Annotated in this window: 13 protein-coding genes; 5 read left to right on the forward strand and 8 right to left on the reverse strand. The window is 44.1% G+C overall.

From position 1 onward, the window contains the following. Window positions 1-185 precede the first annotated feature (185 nt). Window positions 186-5,243, forward strand: a complete 5,058-nt coding sequence (locus FDP09_RS10795) for a translocation/assembly module TamB domain-containing protein (RefSeq protein ID WP_137402680.1) — start codon at window positions 186-188, stop codon at window positions 5,241-5,243. Then, complete coding sequence (gene tamL, locus FDP09_RS10800) at window positions 5,236-7,539, forward strand: translocation and assembly module lipoprotein TamL (RefSeq protein WP_137402681.1); 2,304 nt, start codon at window positions 5,236-5,238, stop codon at window positions 7,537-7,539. Before FDP09_RS10795 ends, tamL begins: the two co-directional genes overlap by 8 nt. Window positions 7,540-7,845: 306 nt before the next feature. On the opposite strand, the gene pfkA is transcribed toward tamL, so the two are convergent. The 5 genes from pfkA to FDP09_RS10825 all read right to left on the reverse strand — a co-directional run bounded on the left by pfkA (window position 7,846) and on the right by FDP09_RS10825 (window position 14,986). Beyond that, entirely contained in the window at window positions 7,846-8,832 is a 987-nt protein-coding gene (gene pfkA / locus FDP09_RS10805) for a 6-phosphofructokinase (RefSeq protein ID WP_137402682.1), read from the reverse strand. Then, the gene (locus tag FDP09_RS10810) at window positions 8,822-9,208 is read right to left on the reverse strand and encodes a methylglyoxal synthase (RefSeq protein ID WP_137402683.1); all 387 of its coding nucleotides are present in this window, start codon (window positions 9,206-9,208) and stop codon (window positions 8,822-8,824) included. The genes pfkA and FDP09_RS10810 overlap by 11 nt, the downstream gene beginning before the upstream one ends. Window positions 9,209-9,428: 220 nt before the next feature. After that, the gene (gene priA / locus FDP09_RS10815) at window positions 9,429-11,951 is read right to left on the reverse strand and encodes a replication restart helicase PriA (protein WP_137402684.1); all 2,523 of its coding nucleotides are present in this window, start codon (window positions 11,949-11,951) and stop codon (window positions 9,429-9,431) included. Between the two features lie 5 nt (window positions 11,952-11,956). Then, window positions 11,957-13,990 (reverse strand): thioredoxin domain-containing protein, encoded by a 2,034-nt coding sequence (locus FDP09_RS10820; protein WP_137402685.1) that lies wholly within the window; start codon window positions 13,988-13,990, stop codon window positions 11,957-11,959. A gap of 15 nt (window positions 13,991-14,005) precedes the next feature. Then, window positions 14,006-14,986 carry a GSCFA domain-containing protein gene (locus FDP09_RS10825; protein ID WP_137402686.1) on the reverse strand — a complete coding sequence of 327 codons (981 nt, stop codon included), beginning with the start codon at window positions 14,984-14,986 and terminating at the stop codon, window positions 14,006-14,008. A gap of 194 nt (window positions 14,987-15,180) precedes the next feature. Here FDP09_RS10825 and FDP09_RS10830 point away from each other — a divergent pair, with 194 nt between their 5' ends. The 3 genes from FDP09_RS10830 to FDP09_RS10840 all read left to right on the forward strand — a co-directional run bounded on the left by FDP09_RS10830 (window position 15,181) and on the right by FDP09_RS10840 (window position 16,385). Next, on the forward strand, window positions 15,181-15,438 hold the full coding sequence (locus FDP09_RS10830; protein WP_137402687.1) for a hypothetical protein: 258 nt from the start codon (window positions 15,181-15,183) through the stop codon (window positions 15,436-15,438). A 53-nt stretch (window positions 15,439-15,491) separates the two neighbouring features. After that, window positions 15,492-15,878: a hypothetical protein gene (locus tag FDP09_RS10835; protein WP_137402688.1), complete on the forward strand. Its 387-nt coding sequence runs from the start codon at window positions 15,492-15,494 to the stop codon at window positions 15,876-15,878. A gap of 198 nt (window positions 15,879-16,076) precedes the next feature. Continuing rightward, entirely contained in the window at window positions 16,077-16,385 is a 309-nt protein-coding gene (locus FDP09_RS10840) for a hypothetical protein (protein WP_137402689.1), read from the forward strand. Between the two features lie 91 nt (window positions 16,386-16,476). Here FDP09_RS10840 and rplI read toward each other — a convergent pair whose 3' ends face one another. Genes rplI through rpsF form a run of 3 tightly spaced genes read right to left on the reverse strand, consistent with a single transcriptional unit; the run spans window position 16,477 to window position 17,585 of the window. Beyond that, window positions 16,477-16,920: a 50S ribosomal protein L9 gene (gene rplI, locus FDP09_RS10845; protein WP_137402690.1), complete on the reverse strand. Its 444-nt coding sequence runs from the start codon at window positions 16,918-16,920 to the stop codon at window positions 16,477-16,479. Between the two features lie 45 nt (window positions 16,921-16,965). Next, the gene (gene rpsR / locus FDP09_RS10850; RefSeq protein ID WP_015266191.1) at window positions 16,966-17,217 is read right to left on the reverse strand and encodes a 30S ribosomal protein S18; all 252 of its coding nucleotides are present in this window, start codon (window positions 17,215-17,217) and stop codon (window positions 16,966-16,968) included. Then, complete coding sequence (gene rpsF / locus FDP09_RS10855) at window positions 17,214-17,585, reverse strand: 30S ribosomal protein S6 (RefSeq protein WP_015266192.1); 372 nt, start codon at window positions 17,583-17,585, stop codon at window positions 17,214-17,216. The genes rpsR and rpsF overlap by 4 nt, the downstream gene beginning before the upstream one ends. Window positions 17,586-17,738: the final 153 nt, after the last annotated feature.

A 17,738-nucleotide genomic window follows, 5' to 3' on the forward strand; every position in this document is an offset into this window, starting at 1 on the left:
GTGAAATGTCCGGAAACAGGTTGAGACTGCGGGGATTAACTCCAAATTATTTTGGAATATCCTTGGTTTAGCATGAAAATTGGTTTATTCTTTATACACGTTGTTTTTACGATCAACATGAAAACATTTTTAATCAAAGAATACTTTTACTTATTATCTTTACTAAGGGAACTAAACAGACACAATTGAACAAATCAAAAAAGGTACTTTATAAATTTTTCAAGGTATTGAAGGTGATACTATTGGTGTTGCTGGTACTTATTGTGAGTGTGTTGCTTTTTATCCGTAGTCCTTGGGGTCAAGACATCATCGTGGGGAAGGCTGTCAGCTACGTAAAGGATAAAACAAATGCGGAAATGGATATTGAAAAGCTTTATGTTACCTTTTCAGGAAATCTATTCTTGGAAGGACTCTATCTGGAGGACCAAAAAGGTGATACGCTCGTTTACTCGGGCAAATTGGAGACCGGGGTAGAAGTATGGCCTTTGATCCAAGATGGAGCTATTCACTTATCCAAACTGGAGTGGGACCAGCTTACTGCCAAAGTGATCCGTGATGGAGAGACCGGTAGATTCAATTTTGACTTTTTGATGGAGGCATTTGCCTCCAGTGACAGTACCGCCGTTTCTGATCCGGATACTGCCCAGACTTCCTCGGCAATGCCAGAGGTGGATTTGGGGCCAGTGGATTTGAAAGAATTCAATATTACGTACCAGGATGGAGTGATGGGGATAGATTCCAAGGTCACTTTAGGAGAAATCCACTTGGACATGAAGCGGATTGATCTTAATAAGATGGCTTTTTATATACAGGATTTTCAGTTTAGGAATACTTCCGCGAGCTATATTCAAACCAAGCCTTTTCCTCCCTCCGAGGAAGACACGACAGCAGCATCCCCCATGCCGCTGGTCATCATTGACCATTTTTTAGTCGAAAACGTCCATGCGATATATGAATCCATGCCGGATAAAATGAAGGCTCAGGTAGATTTAGGTAAGTTTCTGGTCGAACTACCTGAAGCGGACCTCGCCAATCGGAAAATACATCTTAAAAATATGGAATTAACGGATTCCAATATCCACCTTAATATGCCACGGACCACGGCGCCTGACAATGGAGCTGAGACGACCCCACCAAGGGAAAGCCCCTTCCAGTGGCCGGATTGGATAGTGGATGTCAATGCCCTTGCATTGGAGAGAAATCAGTTTGATGTGGCTTTTGGGGAAGAGAAGGTGACGCCTGGGACATTTAATCCTGAAGCGATTTCCTTTTCGGATTTCCACTTATTGGCTTCCCAGATTTTCCTAAAAGAGGGCAGTGCGGGGATTTCCCTAGATCGGTTTGACTTTAAGGAGGCCAGCGGTTTTCAATTACAGGAGTTTGGATTTAGAGCAGCTGTTTCCGATACAGAGCTGTCCATCGAAGATTTGGGCATTGCTACCGGAAACAGTGCGCTGGAAGGAAGCCTAAACTTAGCCTACCCGTCCATGGATGAGCTGATCAATTCTCCCGATAGGTCCAATTTTAAGGTGCAATTACCTGAAATAAAACTGAACGGAAGAGATGCCTTTTATTTTGCCCCTGAATTACGGGAGGATACTGTTTTCAAAGAGGTGAATAAAAAGAATTTTACCGGCCAGGTACAAGTCCAAGGGAGCCTGGCCGATATGAAGATCCATCAAACGAAGCTGAATTGGGGTAAGGCCACACAGGTTTCCATAGATGGTTCCTTGAAGCAGGTGATGGATCCAGAAAAGCTTCAGATGGACTTGGAAACGGTCCGGTTCAATACAAGGAGAGAAGATTTATTGGTGTTTTTGGATGAAAAAGCCTACGGTGTACGGTTTCCTGATCAGGTTGCTTTGAACAGCACGGTAAGAGGTATGCTGGATGACCTTGTGGCTCACGCCACCATTGAAACGACGGATGGGAAGCTTGTTGCAGAAGCGAAATACATGGATAGGGAGGAGTTGTTTTTTGATGCACTGGTGAAGGGCGATAAGTTACAAATGGAAAAAATACTACCCGGACAGGGGCTGGGGCCATTGACTTTTGAAATCGATGCATCAGGAAGTGGAAGTGACCTGGATAAACTCGACGCCACCTTGTCCAGTACTTTTGAGGAGCTGTCCTATAATGGTTATGACTTTTCCGGGTTTTCGCTGGATGGCCAGCTAGCTGGTGGAGAAGGAGAGATCAACGCCACCTTTATGGATGAAAATCTGGACATGGCGCTCAAGGTGGGGCTGTTGTTGGATTCGGTAGATGCACGCTACACGGCGGACCTGAATCTCAAAGGAGCCAATCTCAGGAATTTAGGGGTGACGACAAAGGACATTCGTACGCGCTTGAAGTTGATGGCACAATTTCAGGGCAATCCAGAGCACTTCGATGTGACTACTTCGATGAGCGATGGCTTGGTGGTGTACGATGACCGATCCTATCCGCTTGGGGAGCTGGACATCCAAGCTGCCGTCCGACCGGACAGTACAAGTGTGGATATTCGCAGCATGATGCTAAACGGTTATTTGAGGTCAAATTCATCGCCTGAGCAGATCTCAGTAGGAATGCAGCGGCATTTTAGAGGGTACTTTACGGATTCATTGCAAGAGGAGGGTACTGCTGCGGATACTGTTATTCAGAAACCGGTCAATTTGGATCTTCAGATGGCTTTTAAGCGTGCGCCGGTGTTAGATCAAGTGTTTTTGGAAGGCCTTCAGCAAATGGATTCTGTGGATATCAATGTCAACTTTCGGGAGCATGAAAAGCAACTCCAGGCCAGAGTGAGTTTACCACACGTCCAATATAATGACATGATGCTGGACAGCCTATTGGTGGATGTGGACGGAGATGGCTCAGAAATGAAGCTAGATGTGGGATTTGGGGGGCTGACGGTACCACCGCTGGCGATGGGCAGGACTTCCTTTAAGGGGAATTTCAGTGGTCAAAATTTATACATGAATTTTGAATCCTACGATGAAGAGGAATTGCTGTATCACGTGGATTCTGAATTGGATTTCCAGGGTGATACCATGCATTTGCATGTTGTTCCAGATAGTTTGATACTGAACAGGCAGCAGTGGGAAGTGCCAAATGCCAACCAAGTTTCTTATGCTGATAATGCATTGAAATTTTCGGATTTTAGTTTCACCTATGAAGGACAACGTCTCATCTTTAGTAATGATTTAAATGAACAAGTAGCCGAGCAGGTAGGCGTTACGTTTGATCATTTCCGGCTTGGAACCATCGTAAGTTTGCTGAACCCTGGCCAGTTACTGCTAGGAGGAGAACTGAACGGAGATTTTGTGGTTGAAAACCCATTTGGAGCCACTGGGATCGTCGCGGATATGGACATTACAGACATGAAAGCCATGGATGTGGAGCTTGGAAACCTGGCCCTGAGGGCAAAGTCCGAAGATACCAAGTCATATGACTTCGATCTCTCATTGAAAGATCGAGAGATCGATTTGGATATTGTGGGTGATTATCAGGCCAGTGAAGAAGGGGCCGAATTAGATCTCAAGCTGGATTTGAACGAACTGCAGCTGAAAGTGCTTGAAAAGCTCATGCCGGACCAGTTTGGTGAAGCTACAGGAAGCCTTCAAGGAAATTTGGCCGTAAATGGTACGACTACCGCTCCACAGTACGATGGGACATTTGATTTTGAATCTGCCTCGATAGTGGTGAAAATGCTGAATTCAAAATTCACACTGCCTACCCAAGCACTGCGGGTAGATGATCAAGGGGTGTACTTTGACCAATATAGTTTCAAGGATGCAGATGGCAATAGCTTTACGCTAAATGGAGAGGTGGGAACAGAAGATATGACCAACCCGGTGTTTGACCTACAACTGGCCGCAGAAAACTTCCAAGTCCTTAACTCTACCCGTGAAGACAATGACCTGTTTTACGGAAAAGCCAATATCAATGCCGATGTGAGTATCTCTGGAGACATGAACCTTCCCGTCGTCAAGGCCGATTTAAAGGTGAATGAAGGAACGGACCTGACTTTTGTCATTCCAGAGACACAGCTGGAAGTGGTCGAGCGAGAAGGGGTGGTGCTTATAGTGGACAGGGACAATCCCAATGATATCTTGACAAAGCGGGAAATGGAGAATACCGAGGCTGCATTTACAGGAATGGAAATAGCGGCCCTGCTGAAAGTAGATCCCAATGCGGTTTTCAGGGTGATTGTGGATGAGCGCTCTGGTGATAACCTGATGATTGCAGGGAAAGCTGACCTGAACCTAAACATCGAGCCGAATGGTAAAATGAACCTGTCAGGAATTTATGAGCTTTCCAAGGGACATTATGAAATGAGTCTTTATAATTTGGTTTCCCGAAAATTCAATATTGTGGAAGGAAGTACCATTACCTGGAAGGGGGATCCTATGGATGCTGATATGGACATTACTGCATCGTATGATGTCAAGACCTCAGCAAGTGACCTGATGGCCACGCAGATTTCAGGAGTGAGCTCGGAAGTCTCTACGCAGTACCAAGAGAGACTGCCATTTATTGTTTATTTGAATGTGGAGGGAGAATTGCTGCGTCCACAGATATTTTTCCAATTGGACATGCCAGAAGATCAACAAGGAGCCCTAGGAGGGAACGTATATTCCAAAATCCAGCAGGTCAATGAAGAAGAAGGGGAATTGAATCGTCAGGTTTTTTCATTATTGGTACTCCAAAAATTTATGCCCGCCACTGGAGGAGATGGCACTGGAGGTGGTACAGCAGGATTGGCGAGGTCCAGTGTCAGCCAAATGCTCTCCAGTCAGTTGAATGCCTTGTCAAGTAATGTGTTGGGTAATTCTGGCTTTGAACTGAATTTTGACTTGGACAGCTATGAAGGGTATCAGGGAGCACAGACCCAGCTCAATGTGAGTGCCCAAAAAAGACTCTTTGACGATCGCCTGATTGTGCAAGTGGGAAGTGAAATGGAATTGGAAAGCTCCAATCAAGATACCCAAAATGACGGTGCTGTATTTGGGAATGTAAATATTGAGTATTTGCTCACTGAAAGTGGCAGGTACCGTCTGAGAGGCTTTAGGAAAAATGAATTTGAGAGTATTATCGATGGCCAAGTGATCGTCACAGGTGTGGCCTTCATTCTTAACAGAGAGTTCAATAAATTCAAGAATTTTTGGAAAAGCGAGGAACGGATACAGCGTGAAAGGGAGGAGGAAACCAAGCAAAATAGCGCTGTAGAAAGTGAAAATAAAGCGGAACAAAATGAGTAGATTCTTTAAATACGGGCTGATAAGTTGGGGGATAATGCTTAGCTCATGCGGGGTTACTAAATATATTCCGGAGGATGAGCAGCTCTATACTGGGGCCTCTCTGGAAATCACGACAGAGGACAAGGAGAATGTAAATGATAAGACCCTTGAGGTGATACAAAGTCGCCTGCATGAAATGATCCGTCCAGAGCCTAACAGCAAGTTTTTGGGTATGCGAATAGGGCTCTGGGCACACTATAAAGGCACCCAGGAAAAGCCAGGTTTTTTTAACCGTTTTATGAATAAAAAATTCGGTCAAGAGCCTGTTTATTTTAGCCAGGTGAATCCCTCCAAGACAGAGGAGCTGTTATTGAACAGGTTAGAAAACAATGGTTTTTTTTATGCTTCTGCAAGCAGTGAGAGCACTGGGAAGGACAAGTTTTTGGGAATGGCTTACCAAGTGGAGGTCAGCCGCCCTTATCGTCTGGAAGAATTCAGTCTGGAAGGAGATAGTTTAAGTATACAAAAAGAGATAAATGATATCCTGAAGGAAACCGAGTTGATTCAGGATGCAAGGTTTGAATTGCAGGCGTTTAAGGACGAGCGAGCACGGATAGACGAAGCCTTAAAGCTAAGGGGCTTTTATAATTTTAATGCTGATTACCTGATTTTTGAGGCGGACACCAATAATTATGAAGAAAGGAAATTTGACTTGTTTCTCCGGTTAAAAGCCGGGGTGCCCAAAAAAGCCATTGTTCCTTACACGGTTAATGATATTCGGGTATATCCCAATTATTCTGTGGAGGAAGAAGCAAATGCCCAAGATACGACATTTATAGAAGATATTGCTTTTATACAAGATGAGGTGACCTTTAGACCAGATTTGCTAGAAAAGTACATCCTGATCAAGAAAGGACAAAAATACAGCTCCGAGCAGTCCAGGTACACCACAAACAGACTTTCGGGCATCGGGAATTACAGGTATGTGAATTTGCGATATGAGGAAGTGGATTCTGTGACATTGGATAAAGGAGGGAAGCTTGATGCAGGGATTTACCTTTCTCCACTAAAGAAAAGGTCCTTAAGGGCCGAGCTGCAAGGGATTTCTAAATCCAATAATTTTATTGGACCGTCCATTTTGCTTACGTATAGAAACCGAAACTTGTTTAAAGGAGGAGAGACCTTGAATATTTCAGCGAGTTTTGGGTACGAAACACAGATAGCAGGAGGGGATAGGACGGGTTTGAGTACCTATGACTTAGGGCTGAGTGGAGATTTGATTTTTCCTCGAGTGATCTTTCCTTCCCAAATTCAGGATAGGTTCAGGTATTCTGTGCCTAAGACCAAGGTAAGCCTAGGTGTGCAGTCGATCAATCGGATCGGACTTTACAGGCTAAACAACGTGTCCACGAGTTACGGGTATTATTGGAATGCCAACAGGTTTGTTTATCATGAAATAAATCCCATCAGCTTAAGTGTTGTGAGCTTGTCTGATGTGACGCCCGATTTTCAAGCGATTCTGGATGACAACCCTTTTTTGGCTAAGAGTTTTGAGCAGCAGTTTATTGCAGGGCTTAATTATACGTTTAACTATAATCAACTGGGAGACAAGTTTAGGACCCATAAGATTTTTACAGGGTTTTCGCTGGATATGGCCGGTAATCTGATAGGGGCTTTTGACGGAAAAAGTACAGTGGAGGAGCCCAACAGGATTTTTGGGATGGAATATGCCCAGTATGTCCGTGGTGATCTGGACTTTCGATACCACCTGAAATTGGGAGAAGATCAGATTTTGGCTACTCGGCTATTTGGAGGAGTGGGTGTTCCTTATGGGAATTCTATTTCCTTGCCATACGTGAAGCAGTATTCTGCTGGTGGTCCCAATAGTGTCAGGGCTTTTAGGATCCGTTCATTAGGGCCGGGGTCGTATCGACCCGATTCGATCAACAACCAATCTTATTTCGAGCAGACAGGTGATATCAGGCTAGAGGGAAACATCGAGTACCGTTTTCCTATAGTGCCTTACTTGAAAGGAGCACTATTTGTCGATGCTGGTAATGTGTGGTTGATGAATGAAAACGAGGCATTACCAGGAGGTAAGTTTTCCGGCGCTTGGGCAAGTGAACTTGGCGTAGGCACCGGAATAGGTCTTAGGATCGATATTGAGTTTTTTGTGATCAGGTTTGATTTTGCTTCTCCCTTACGGAAACCCTGGCTGCCAGAAGGAGAGCGGTGGCAAAAAGAGTTTAAGCCATTTAATCGAGACTGGAGAAGGGAAAACTTTATCTTTAACTTTGCTATAGGTTATCCATTCTAGTGTCATGTCAATGCTAAAATGACGGGTAAGGTGGTCTAGGTCAAGGCATAAAAAACGACCATGGTCCTATCTAAAGAGGTCTTTTTGTAACACAGAGGTGGGCCAGAAGACGCACGGGATTACATGTAGGTTTAGGCTTTCCTGCGGTCAAAGGCAGGTTTGACTTGACACTAGGTGCAGATTGGATTGTAGAATTGTTTGTTCGCAAAACTGAGGTTGTGCTTGGCGAAGCTTATGGATATTCCTTACTGCCTCATCAAAACACCCTTCATTTTCGGTTTGACAATTCTACAATCCATCCACCATTTAAGTAGAGAGAATTTTTGCTACACGGAAATCTTCTTCATCTACTTCCTTATCATCCACTATAGCCCTTTTGATTGGGGTATAGACGACTTTGTTATTGATGACACCGGCCATGACATCACATTTTCCTTGCATTAGTCCTTCGACAGCAGATACGCCAAGTTTACTGGCGAGTACACGGTCGTAGGATGTTGGAGATCCGCCACGTTGGAGGTGGCCAAGGATGGTGACTTTGATGTCGTAATTGGGAAGGTATTTTTTTACTTTATTGGAAATTTCCAGTGCGCCCCCACTTTTACCGCCTTCGGCCACGATGACCACATTGGCCTGCTTTTTGGCCTTAGCACGGGTGTTCAATCGGTCTATTAACGCTTCCACCGGCATTTTCTTCTCGGGGATCAATGTTGCTGCGGCAGCACTGCCGATGCCTGCATTGATGGCGATAAAACCAGAATCACGCCCCATTACTTCTACAAAGAAAAGTCGGTCATGAGAGGTGGCCGTGTCCCGGATCTTATCGATTGACTCAATGGCCGTGTTGCATGCCGTATCAAAGCCAATGGTGTTGTCTGTGCCCGAAAGATCATTGTCAATGGTTCCTGGCAAGCCAATAGCGGGGATACCAAATTCTTTGTAAAATAGGTGGGCGCCAGTAAGGGAGCCGTCTCCCCCGATGACCACTAGGCCATTGATGCCGTGTTTCTGGAGGTTTTCGTAAGCTTTTTTCCTGCCTTCGGGAGTTCTGAACTCAGCACTTCGGGCGGATTTGAGGAAGGTGCCTCCCCGCTCCAGTACATAAGCGATATCAGAGCTGTCCAGTTGGCGGATATCGTTTTGGATCATTCCTTCATATCCTCTGTAGATCCCGAAAACTTCTAGGTTATAATAGAAAGCACAACGGACTACTGCACGAATAGCTGCGTTCATTCCCGGCGCGTCACCTCCTGAGGTCAGTACACCGATTTTAGTTATTGCTTTACTTTCCATTGTGTAAATCGGTCGTTATTTGTTTGAACATCAGTTTTGCAGAGGCCAGGTTGGTGGCCAAGGGAATATTGTGTACATCACAGATCCGCATCAGCATTTGTACATCTGGTTCATGAGGATGTTTGTCCAACGGATCCCTGAAAAATATAACCAGGTCGAGCTTCTTTTCTGCCGCCATGGCCGCTATTTGGGCATCACCACCATAGGGACCCGACATGAGTTTCTCCACGTCAAAGCCAGCGCGTTCGATATGTGAACCTGTCGTTCCAGTGGCAAATAGGCGTATGTCTGCTCCTAAGAGCCTGTCTTTAAAGCCACTTAGAAAGTGTACCATGTCAGCTTTTTTTCCGTCATGGGCGATTAAAGCTATTCTCATTATCTTTTGTTTAATAGGTTGATGGCCTAAAGTTATGAAAAATTAGAGATTTTGTTCAAGGTTTATATCGCTAAGATAATGATGATGATGTCGTGTGGCAGGTGGAAATTAAAAATGGATGCCAATATACAGCTAAGACCGAATACATTCGGTATCTTTTATTTTGATCATAAGGATTGAATGTATTTGTGTTTTACAATCAATGTATAACTTGTACGCACTAATATGGATCTACATCTACCACAAAACGGACGGATTTAAATTCTTTTTGGGTATTGAGCTCAAAGAGAAGCTGCTTCATTTCATGTTTGAATATAGCCGGCGAATTTCCAGCCTTGTCCAGCTTTATATAGGTATCATATAAGTATTGGTTTTTGATTTTTCCAATCAAGGCCCTTTCTGGTCCCAAGATAATTTTTTTCACAGCGATTTCCTTGAGTAGGTTGGTTAGGTGACGGGAAGCTTTTTCAGCAATCTTTGCTTCCTTATGCCGTGTGGTGATTTTGATGTTTTTGACAAAAGGTGGATAAAAGAACCGCTTTCTTTCGGCCATCTCAGTGAGGTAAAACTCTGGGTAATTCCCTTGGATGATTTTTTCAAAAACCACATTGTCAGGTCTTCTGGTCTGAACGATCACATGTCCCTGGCGATTTCGCCTACCCGCACGGCCTGCCACTTGAGTGATTTGCTGAAAGGCCCTTTCACCAGAGCGAAAATCCGGAAAATATAGTATCCGGTCTGCGTCGATAATGCCTACTACCGTGACACGGTCAAAGTCCAGCCCTTTGGTGATCATCTGGGTGCCCACCAAAATATCTAAATTCCCCGATGCAAATTCATCAAAGATGCGTTGATAAGCGTACTTGCTCCTTGTGGTGTCTAAGTCCATTCTTCCAATCCTGGCCTCAGGAAAGAGCAATGACAGACTTTCTTCCAAGCGCTCTGTGCCGATACCGACGGTCGTCAGTTTGTGACTTCCACAAGCAGGGCAGGCACGGGGCACTTTTTCCTTAAATCCGCAGTAGTGGCAGCGCATTTCTTCGCTGTACTGGTGATAAGTGAGGTTGACATCGCAGTGCTCACAATCGGGGATCCACCCGCATTCTTCGCAGGACATATAAGGGGCATAGCCACGCCTGTTTTGAAAAATCAATACCTGCTCTTGCCGATCCAACGCTTCTTGGATTTTTTCGCGCATGATCCGGGTAAAGTCCAACTTGAGCAGGTTTTTCTTTTTGTCCGCCAGGATATCCGCAATATGGAATTCCGGTAATTGCGCCTCTCCAAAGCGCTGGTCCAATGAAACGTACCCGTACTTTTGGGTGCGGGCATTGTAGAAGGATTCGTAGGAAGGCGTCGCACTTCCAAGAAGGGTCTTGGACTGGTGAAGCCAAGACAACATGATGGCCGCGTCCCGCGCCTGAAACCGCGGAGCAGGATCAAATTGCTTATAGGATGGCTCATGCTCTTCATCGACTATGATCATCCCCAAACTGTCAAAAGGCAAAAAAATGGCCGATCTGACACCCACTACAAAGGAAAATCGTCCACTCAATACCCCCTGCCATACTTCTACACGCTCATTGTCGGAGTGTTTGGAATGGTATATACCCATTTCACTGCCAAAGACTTTTTGGAGTCGGCCGACGATCTGTGTCGTCAATGCGATTTCGGGCAGCAGGAGCAAGACTTGGGAGCCACTGTCCAGCACTTCGCGGATCAAGTGGATGTAGATTTCTGTTTTGCCACTTCCTGTGATGCCGTGAAGGAGGACGGTCTGCTTTTGGCCAAACTGCTCTTTGATACTGGATAAACCGGCCTCCTGAAAGTCTGCCAGATGAATCTCACGATCATCAATAGGAAGATGGTCAAATCTGCTGACGATCACTTTAAACTCTTCTAAAACCTCGTTTTTAATAAGTGTTTTGAGCGAGCTTGGACTAAGACCTGCGTCGGTAATGATTTTTTTCTCAAGCCCTTTTTCATTTATTTCCGGTGAATGAAAAACGGGGATTTCTTGGAGGTATTTTAAGAGAATTTCCTCTTGTTTGGGGTTTTTACTTACTTGTTCAAATAATGCTTCCAAAGCTTCTTTAGAAGTGGCATAAGGTGCCTTGAGCTTTATCCTGTTCTCTACTTTTGGAACGTATTTATCTTTGACCTGCTCATATACCAGCACGGCTTCTTTGATGACCAGGCTTTTGATGATGAGATAACTGGATTTGATGCCCAAGAGCTTTCCGCAATCTTCATAAGTAAGTTCTGATTTTTTCTCTAAGGCATCCAAAATGACCTGCTCTCGGTCATCTATCGGAAACTCAGAAGTCTCCGGGTCAAAGTTCGGATTCAATTGGATTTTACTTTCACTGCTCAGTTTCAGGCCTGAGGGGAGTGCCGCATTCATGACTTCTCCGATATGACAGCAGTAATACTCGGCCATCCAAAACCAAAATTTGATTTGTAGGGGATTGACGACTGGCTGATCATCCAATACTTCTAATATGGCCTTGGTCTGGTAATCTTTGGGGGGCTTTTGGTGGACCTTCCCGATGACTCCCGTAAGGACTTTTTTTTGTCCGAACTGTACGATTACTCTATGCCCAATGCCGATGGATTTTTCCATGGATCCAGGGACTCGATAGGTAAACATCCTGGGGATCGGAACAGGAAGGATCACATCTGCAAAAGTAGATGGGGCAGCGCTTACATCATGTGGTATGTTATCTCCAAAAAGGTCTTCCAAGGTAATTAGTTGAGTTTTGGGAATTGGTCAATTGCTTCGGCCACTGTCGTAACGGGGCGAAGGCAGGTTTTGTCAAAGCAAACGTAAATTAAGGCATTTCCATTTTGATCTGCTACTTTATCCGCTAAAAGGGGGACGTCTTTTGTTTGGGTTTCTGATGCAGCGATTACTTTTAGGACGGGAGTAGCTTGCTGGATTTCTTGGGCGATCGACTTGGCACCTCGGCCCACGATGGCTATTTCCGGGGTGCCGGCCAATTCTGATAGGTAGAGATTTGCCCATTGGCTAAGGAAAGCGGGGTCTGAAAGTAACAATGTACGCATCAGCCCTAGTAACTGTCTTGCCAGTGTGAGGTAATGGTCTTCGTAATAGTACCTGCCCATTTGGTGGAGGATACTGGCCATCAGGGCATTCGATGATGGAATTACATTGTCAAAAATCTCTTTTTTATTTGCAATGAGCGTTTCAGAGTCCGGGTTGTTAAAATAGAAAAGACCATCCTCTGCATCGTAGAAATGTTCCAGTACAAATTCCGTTAGGTTTTTGGCATTATGAAGCCAATGACTATCGCCAGTCAGTGGGTAAAGATGGATAAATCCCTGAATGACTGCTGCATAATCTTCCAAGAATGCTGGTGTATATGCTTTTCCGTTTTTGTAGGAACGGTAGAGCTGATCGCCATGCAGCATGTTTTCTAAAATAAATGTGCCATTTTGAATGGCCAGGGACTTGGCCAGCGGGTTTTCTGTGGCCCAGTAAGACTGTACTAAACCCGATATGGTCAAACCGTTCCAGCCTGCAATCACCTTGTCATCCAAGCCGGGAGGCGTACGTAGGTTTCGGATTTTTAAAAGGCGTTCTTTGATCTCATTTAGTTTAAGAGCCAACTGATCCTGTTCAAATCCATGTTTACGGGTGATTTCTTCATAAGAGTGGGTCTGGAAAAGAATATTGACACCTTTCTCCCAATTGCCATTAGGTGTGATGTTATAAAGATCATAGAGCCATGCTTCTTCCCCAATAATGCTCTCCAATTCTTCGTATGTCCACGTGTAAAACTTCCCTTCTTCTCCCTCACTGTCGGCGTCTAGGGCGGCATAAAATCCTCCTTCTTCCTGAAACATTTCCGCTTGGAGCCAATTCACAGTTTCATTGACTTTTTCTTTGAACAATGTGTCTCCGCTGTGTTGGAAGGCTTTTGCATAAAGAGACAGCAATTGGCCATTGTCGTAAAGCATTTTTTCGAAATGGGGAGCAAACCACTCACTATCCACCGAATACCTGGCAAATCCTCCTCTTAGATGATCGTAGATTCCTCCCATGCACATTTTTCTTAAGGTAAAGAAAACATTGCCCTCCAGAGCAGTATCTCCTTTTAAGGTGGCATACTGCATTACGAAATCCCAAACAGCGGGCATGGGGAATTTTGGAGAGCGGTTAAACCCACCCCATTGTGAATCCATCTGACTGGCTATTTTTTGTGCCATATGGGTGAGGTCCGCTGGGCTTAGCCTGCTTTCATCATTTGAGAGGCGGTATTTTTCCCTTTCTTTTAGCTTAATACTGTTCCCAAATCCCTCTGCACTTTTCGCTAGTTCATCAAAGTGCTTTTGATACGCCTCTGCGATATTCTGAAGTAGCCCTTTCCAGTTGGCATTGGGGAAATAGGTGCCGCCATAAAAAGGTTTTTGGTTTGGCATTAGGAAGACATTGAGCGGCCATCCTCCTTGTAGCCCCATGGATTGGACGGCATCCATGTAGATGTTATCTAGGTCAGGGCGCTCCTCCCGATCGATTTTGATGCATACAAAGTGCTTGTTCATGATGGCTGCCGTCGCTTCATCTTCAAAGCTCTCATGCTCCATTACATGGCACCAGTGGCAGGCTGAGTAGCCTATGGAGACGATGATGGGCTTGTTTTCCTGCTTTGCCTTTTTCAGTGCCTCTGGTCCCCAAGGGTACCACTGGACAGGGTTGTAGGCGTGTTGGAGCAGGTAAGGGCTTTGACTGTGGATGAGTTTATTGGCTTTCTGAGACATGGAGATGTGGTTTTTTTAAAAAGATAAAAGCTGGTCATTTACCTGCTTGATCTCTTTGGTGAAATCAAATTCAGCGGGCATTTGTTCCATTTTCTTTAGAAGATTTTGGAGGAACTTTTTATGGGCGGTCCCATTGGGGTTAAATGGCCTGTGAGCCAAGGCCTTTTTGATGGTCATAATATTTTCGGCTTGCTCCCGGGAGGCAGGGGAGAGGCAGCTCTGGGAGAATTTTTTCCAGATGTACGCTTCCGCTTGTGTGGATGGGTGGATGAGATCGTCTTTATAAAAACGATAATCCCTGAGTTCATCCATCATAATTTCATAGCTGGGGAAATAATGAAGATTTTTATGGGCATTGACAAGTTCGTCACAGGCTACCCTTAAGATGGATTTGCTGAGTTGATTTTCGGGAATGCCATCTTTGATGTGCCTTACAGGGCTGACAGTCAGTGTAATATTTATTTCGGGGTTTATTTCTTTTAAGCTGGCGTAAGTTTTAGCAAAAGACCGTTTGATCTCATCCACTGAAAGGGACTTCTTTCCGAATTCCTTTGCGGGCTGCTTGTGACAGTTAGATACGATCATTCCGGTACCTAAGTGCTCATAGACATGAGCAGTGCCAAAAGTAATGATCAGCCAAGACGCGCTGGCTAGCGTTTCATTGGTAGCGTGGCACTGGGCTTCCAATTGTTTTTTAAGTTCTTGTTTTGTGTTTCCGGAGATAGAAGAATGACAGGCGTGATGGAGGTACCTGCCGTCATGTTCCAAAAAAAGTGCCTCAGGAAAGTCGTGTGTTCCCAAAGACAAATCGATGAGTTGACACAATGAAAATGGATTGAAAAGTGTACCAAAAGGATTGTCCAGTACCTTGAATTTTCGCTCTTTTAGTTTTTGACCAATAACAGTGGAGAAACAAGATCCAATCGTCATTACCATAGAGGAATGCTTAATGGGATAGGGGTGAAGTGGAATGTCAAAATTGGTTTGTAACTGCATAGAACGAAATTAGCGAATTTGTGCCAATGATCGAATATTAGGCCGTTGATCCGTGTGTTTTTATGTAAATGTTTGTAAAATGTTATTTTTATTGTTGATTTGGTAAAAAATATACAGGTATGTTGATAATTTGTTTTTGAGAGGTTATTTTAGAAAATAACTTGAAGAGATTTTTACAACAAACCATTCTGATCATGAAAACACTTACTTTAGAGAAAACCGTAGAAGCAACTGTCGAAAAACTACAAAAGCTAAAAATCCAAAATCAACTGATAGCAGAGCTACAGTGGTGTTTGGGGAGTTATCGGTATGATCAGAATCCGATCGGACTGATCGAAAAGAGTACCGTAGCACTGGAGGCCTTGAGAGCAGAGAAGGAGAAGAACACCCGGGCTGTTTCCAAAAAGCTGATCGAAGACTTGGAGAAGGTCGCTTCAGCTCGCAATAGATAGGCTAATGCATAATGCGGGTTCAATGCCGTTTAGTTAGTGTGTATCTGGAAAATATGGGTTCTATATTTTTTCCTTGGGCAGTTATTTTTCTAGCTAAATCCCTAGGTGGTTTTCATCCCTTTACCTTTGTTACTTTTTTGCTTCAGGTCAAGAAAGTAACCCAAACCTGTCCGCCGGTGGTGGAAAACCCGCCGCTACGCCACGGCGCACAGTTGTGCAGCTATTGGCCTAAAATTAAAACCTACCCTCATGCAGGCAAACTCCTCCTGTCTAAAGCCAAGCAGGCCTATCTAAAGCCAGGTAAACCTTCTTTAGCCGCCAACATTCTTTTTGGGCAGCATTTCGTCAAACAAGCCTGCCTTTTTGCCTGCCCGCTTTTTAATTTCTTAACGCCCAATACCTGCAAGGCGGATCCGATTAATAACCTGAGCTCGACTTAATTTTAGTATAAAAAGCGTCATAGCGAACCCTTTTAAGGAGGATGTGGGTTGGAAAAGGGTGTGGCAATCCCCAAATACTGAGACTGCCACGGCTTCCACCCCTCAAATCTCCCTCTAAGCCTCGCAGTGACGATTTTATAATCGAACTGAGGTTAATAAGTCCCAAAAAGGTATCGCTTCCTTATTACGGCCCTTGGTATGCCTGTTTTCCAGCCGATGGTGGAGGCCGTTAAGAAAGTGAGTTGGCTCGCGTCGTGGAACAGCGAGCCCCACTCGCTTTTAGGCCGTAGCCATCGGGAGGAAATTAAAATGGGTGACGGATCTCGGTCGCAGGGTAAATCCATGTTCCATTTTAAAGGGCATACTACCGGCCTAGATTTTTTTCTTTCTTTTTTCATCAATGGAAAAAAGGAAAAGGATAAAATCCACCAGGATGATCAGGTTTCCCCAGCCAAAGTCAATCAAAAAAAGGACTTTAGGTATATGAAAAGAAGGAAACCCCCTTAACTAAACGACATTGAATGCGGGTTAAAAAAAATAGGGCTATCCGCCTTTGGAGGATAGCCCTAACATCTTGATGTACAAATCGAATATTGGCTTATTCAGCTACTACTTCGAATTTAACCTCGGTTTTCACTTCTCTGTGAAGATCCACTTCAGCTACATATTCACCGGCACCTGTTACAGGAGTGCTGATAGCGATTTTCTTTCTATCTACTTCCAGACCTTTTTCGGCAAGGGCGTCGGAGATTTGCAGTGTAGTTACTTTACCGAATATTTTTCCGGAATCGCCGATTTTGGCTTTGATTTCCAGTTTGATACCTTCGATCTTAGCTGCGAGCTCTTCAGCTGCAGTTTTGATTTTCTCAGCTTTGTGAGCGGCTTGCTTGATATTTTCTTCAAGGATTCTCTTGTTAGAGGTAGTGGCCAATACCGCAAAACCTTGAGGGATCAGGTAATTTCTTCCGTATCCTGATTTTACAGTAACAAGATCATTCTTATAGCCAAGTCCTTTTATGTCTGTTTTTAAGATAACGTCCATTGTAGTTGTCTAAATTTAATAAGTATTGAATAGAACAGGGCCGGATTATTTCAATCCGTCAGTTACATAAGGTAACAAGGCCAAATGTCTGGCTTTCTTGATGGCGTTGGCCACTTTTCTCTGGTATTTCGCAGAGTTTCCCGTAAGTCTTCTAGGAAGGATTTTACCTTGCTCATTTACAAACTTCAATAAGAAGTTAGGATCTTTGTAATCGATGTACTTGATGCCCATTTTCTTGAATCGGCAGTACTTTTTCTTATTTTGCTCTCTGTTGATGGGTTCGTTCTTAAGTGTCATTTTGCAGCCTCCTCTTTAGTTTCAGTTTTTTTGTTGAATTCACCTTTTCTTCTTCTCTCGGCATAGGCAATAGCATGCTTATCCAAAACAGTGGTCAAGAAACGCATTACTTTCTCGTCCCTTCTGATCTCGATCTCAAACTTCTTGATCAAAGTAGGCAAGCTCTTGAATTCTACCATTACGTAGAAACCAGTGCTTTTCTTCTCGATTGGATAGGCCAGCTTCTTAAGACCCCAATTTTCAACATTAATAATTTCTGCCCCCTCTTCTTTTAACAAGTTCACAAACTTGTCAACGGTATCCTTCATCTGAACATCAGACAAAACGGGAGTTAAAATGAATACCGTTTCGTAATTTCTTTGGAACATTTTAATTATTGTTTTTAGTAATTATTAAACAGATCGCAAAATTAACGGTTTATTTTAATTTATCAAAGACCACTGCCCTAAATTCATGGAGCAATACATGGTGCAGGCTTAATGCTGTTTAGAGGAGGGCTTGATCCGTTATTTTCCGCTCAA

Origin of the sequence: Echinicola rosea, from assembly GCF_005281475.1 — a bacterium.
GTDB lineage: Bacteria > Bacteroidota > Bacteroidia > Cytophagales > Cyclobacteriaceae > Echinicola > Echinicola rosea.

What these genes read in the sequence shown, in the direction of transcription:
- rpsR (WP_015266191.1), bottom strand. Translation starts at nt 17,217, where the DNA reads ATGACACTTAAGAACGAACCCATCAACAGAGAGCAAAATAAGAAAAAG.
- FDP09_RS10830 (WP_137402687.1), top strand. Translation starts at nt 15,181, where the DNA reads ATGAAAACACTTACTTTAGAGAAAACCGTAGAAGCAACTGTCGAAAAA.
- FDP09_RS10840 (WP_137402689.1), top strand. Translation starts at nt 16,077, where the DNA reads ATGCCTGTTTTCCAGCCGATGGTGGAGGCCGTTAAGAAAGTGAGTTGG.
- pfkA (WP_137402682.1), bottom strand. Translation starts at nt 8,832, where the DNA reads ATGGAAAGTAAAGCAATAACTAAAATCGGTGTACTGACCTCAGGAGGT.
- FDP09_RS10825 (WP_137402686.1), bottom strand. Translation starts at nt 14,986, where the DNA reads ATGCAGTTACAAACCAATTTTGACATTCCACTTCACCCCTATCCCATT.
- FDP09_RS10835 (WP_137402688.1), top strand. Translation starts at nt 15,492, where the DNA reads ATGGGTTCTATATTTTTTCCTTGGGCAGTTATTTTTCTAGCTAAATCC.
- FDP09_RS10810 (WP_137402683.1), bottom strand. Translation starts at nt 9,208, where the DNA reads ATGAGAATAGCTTTAATCGCCCATGACGGAAAAAAAGCTGACATGGTA.
- rpsF (WP_015266192.1), bottom strand. Translation starts at nt 17,585, where the DNA reads ATGTTCCAAAGAAATTACGAAACGGTATTCATTTTAACTCCCGTTTTG.
- rplI (WP_137402690.1), bottom strand. Translation starts at nt 16,920, where the DNA reads ATGGACGTTATCTTAAAAACAGACATAAAAGGACTTGGCTATAAGAAT.
- FDP09_RS10820 (WP_137402685.1), bottom strand. Translation starts at nt 13,990, where the DNA reads ATGTCTCAGAAAGCCAATAAACTCATCCACAGTCAAAGCCCTTACCTG.
- tamL (WP_137402681.1), top strand. Translation starts at nt 5,236, where the DNA reads ATGAGTAGATTCTTTAAATACGGGCTGATAAGTTGGGGGATAATGCTT.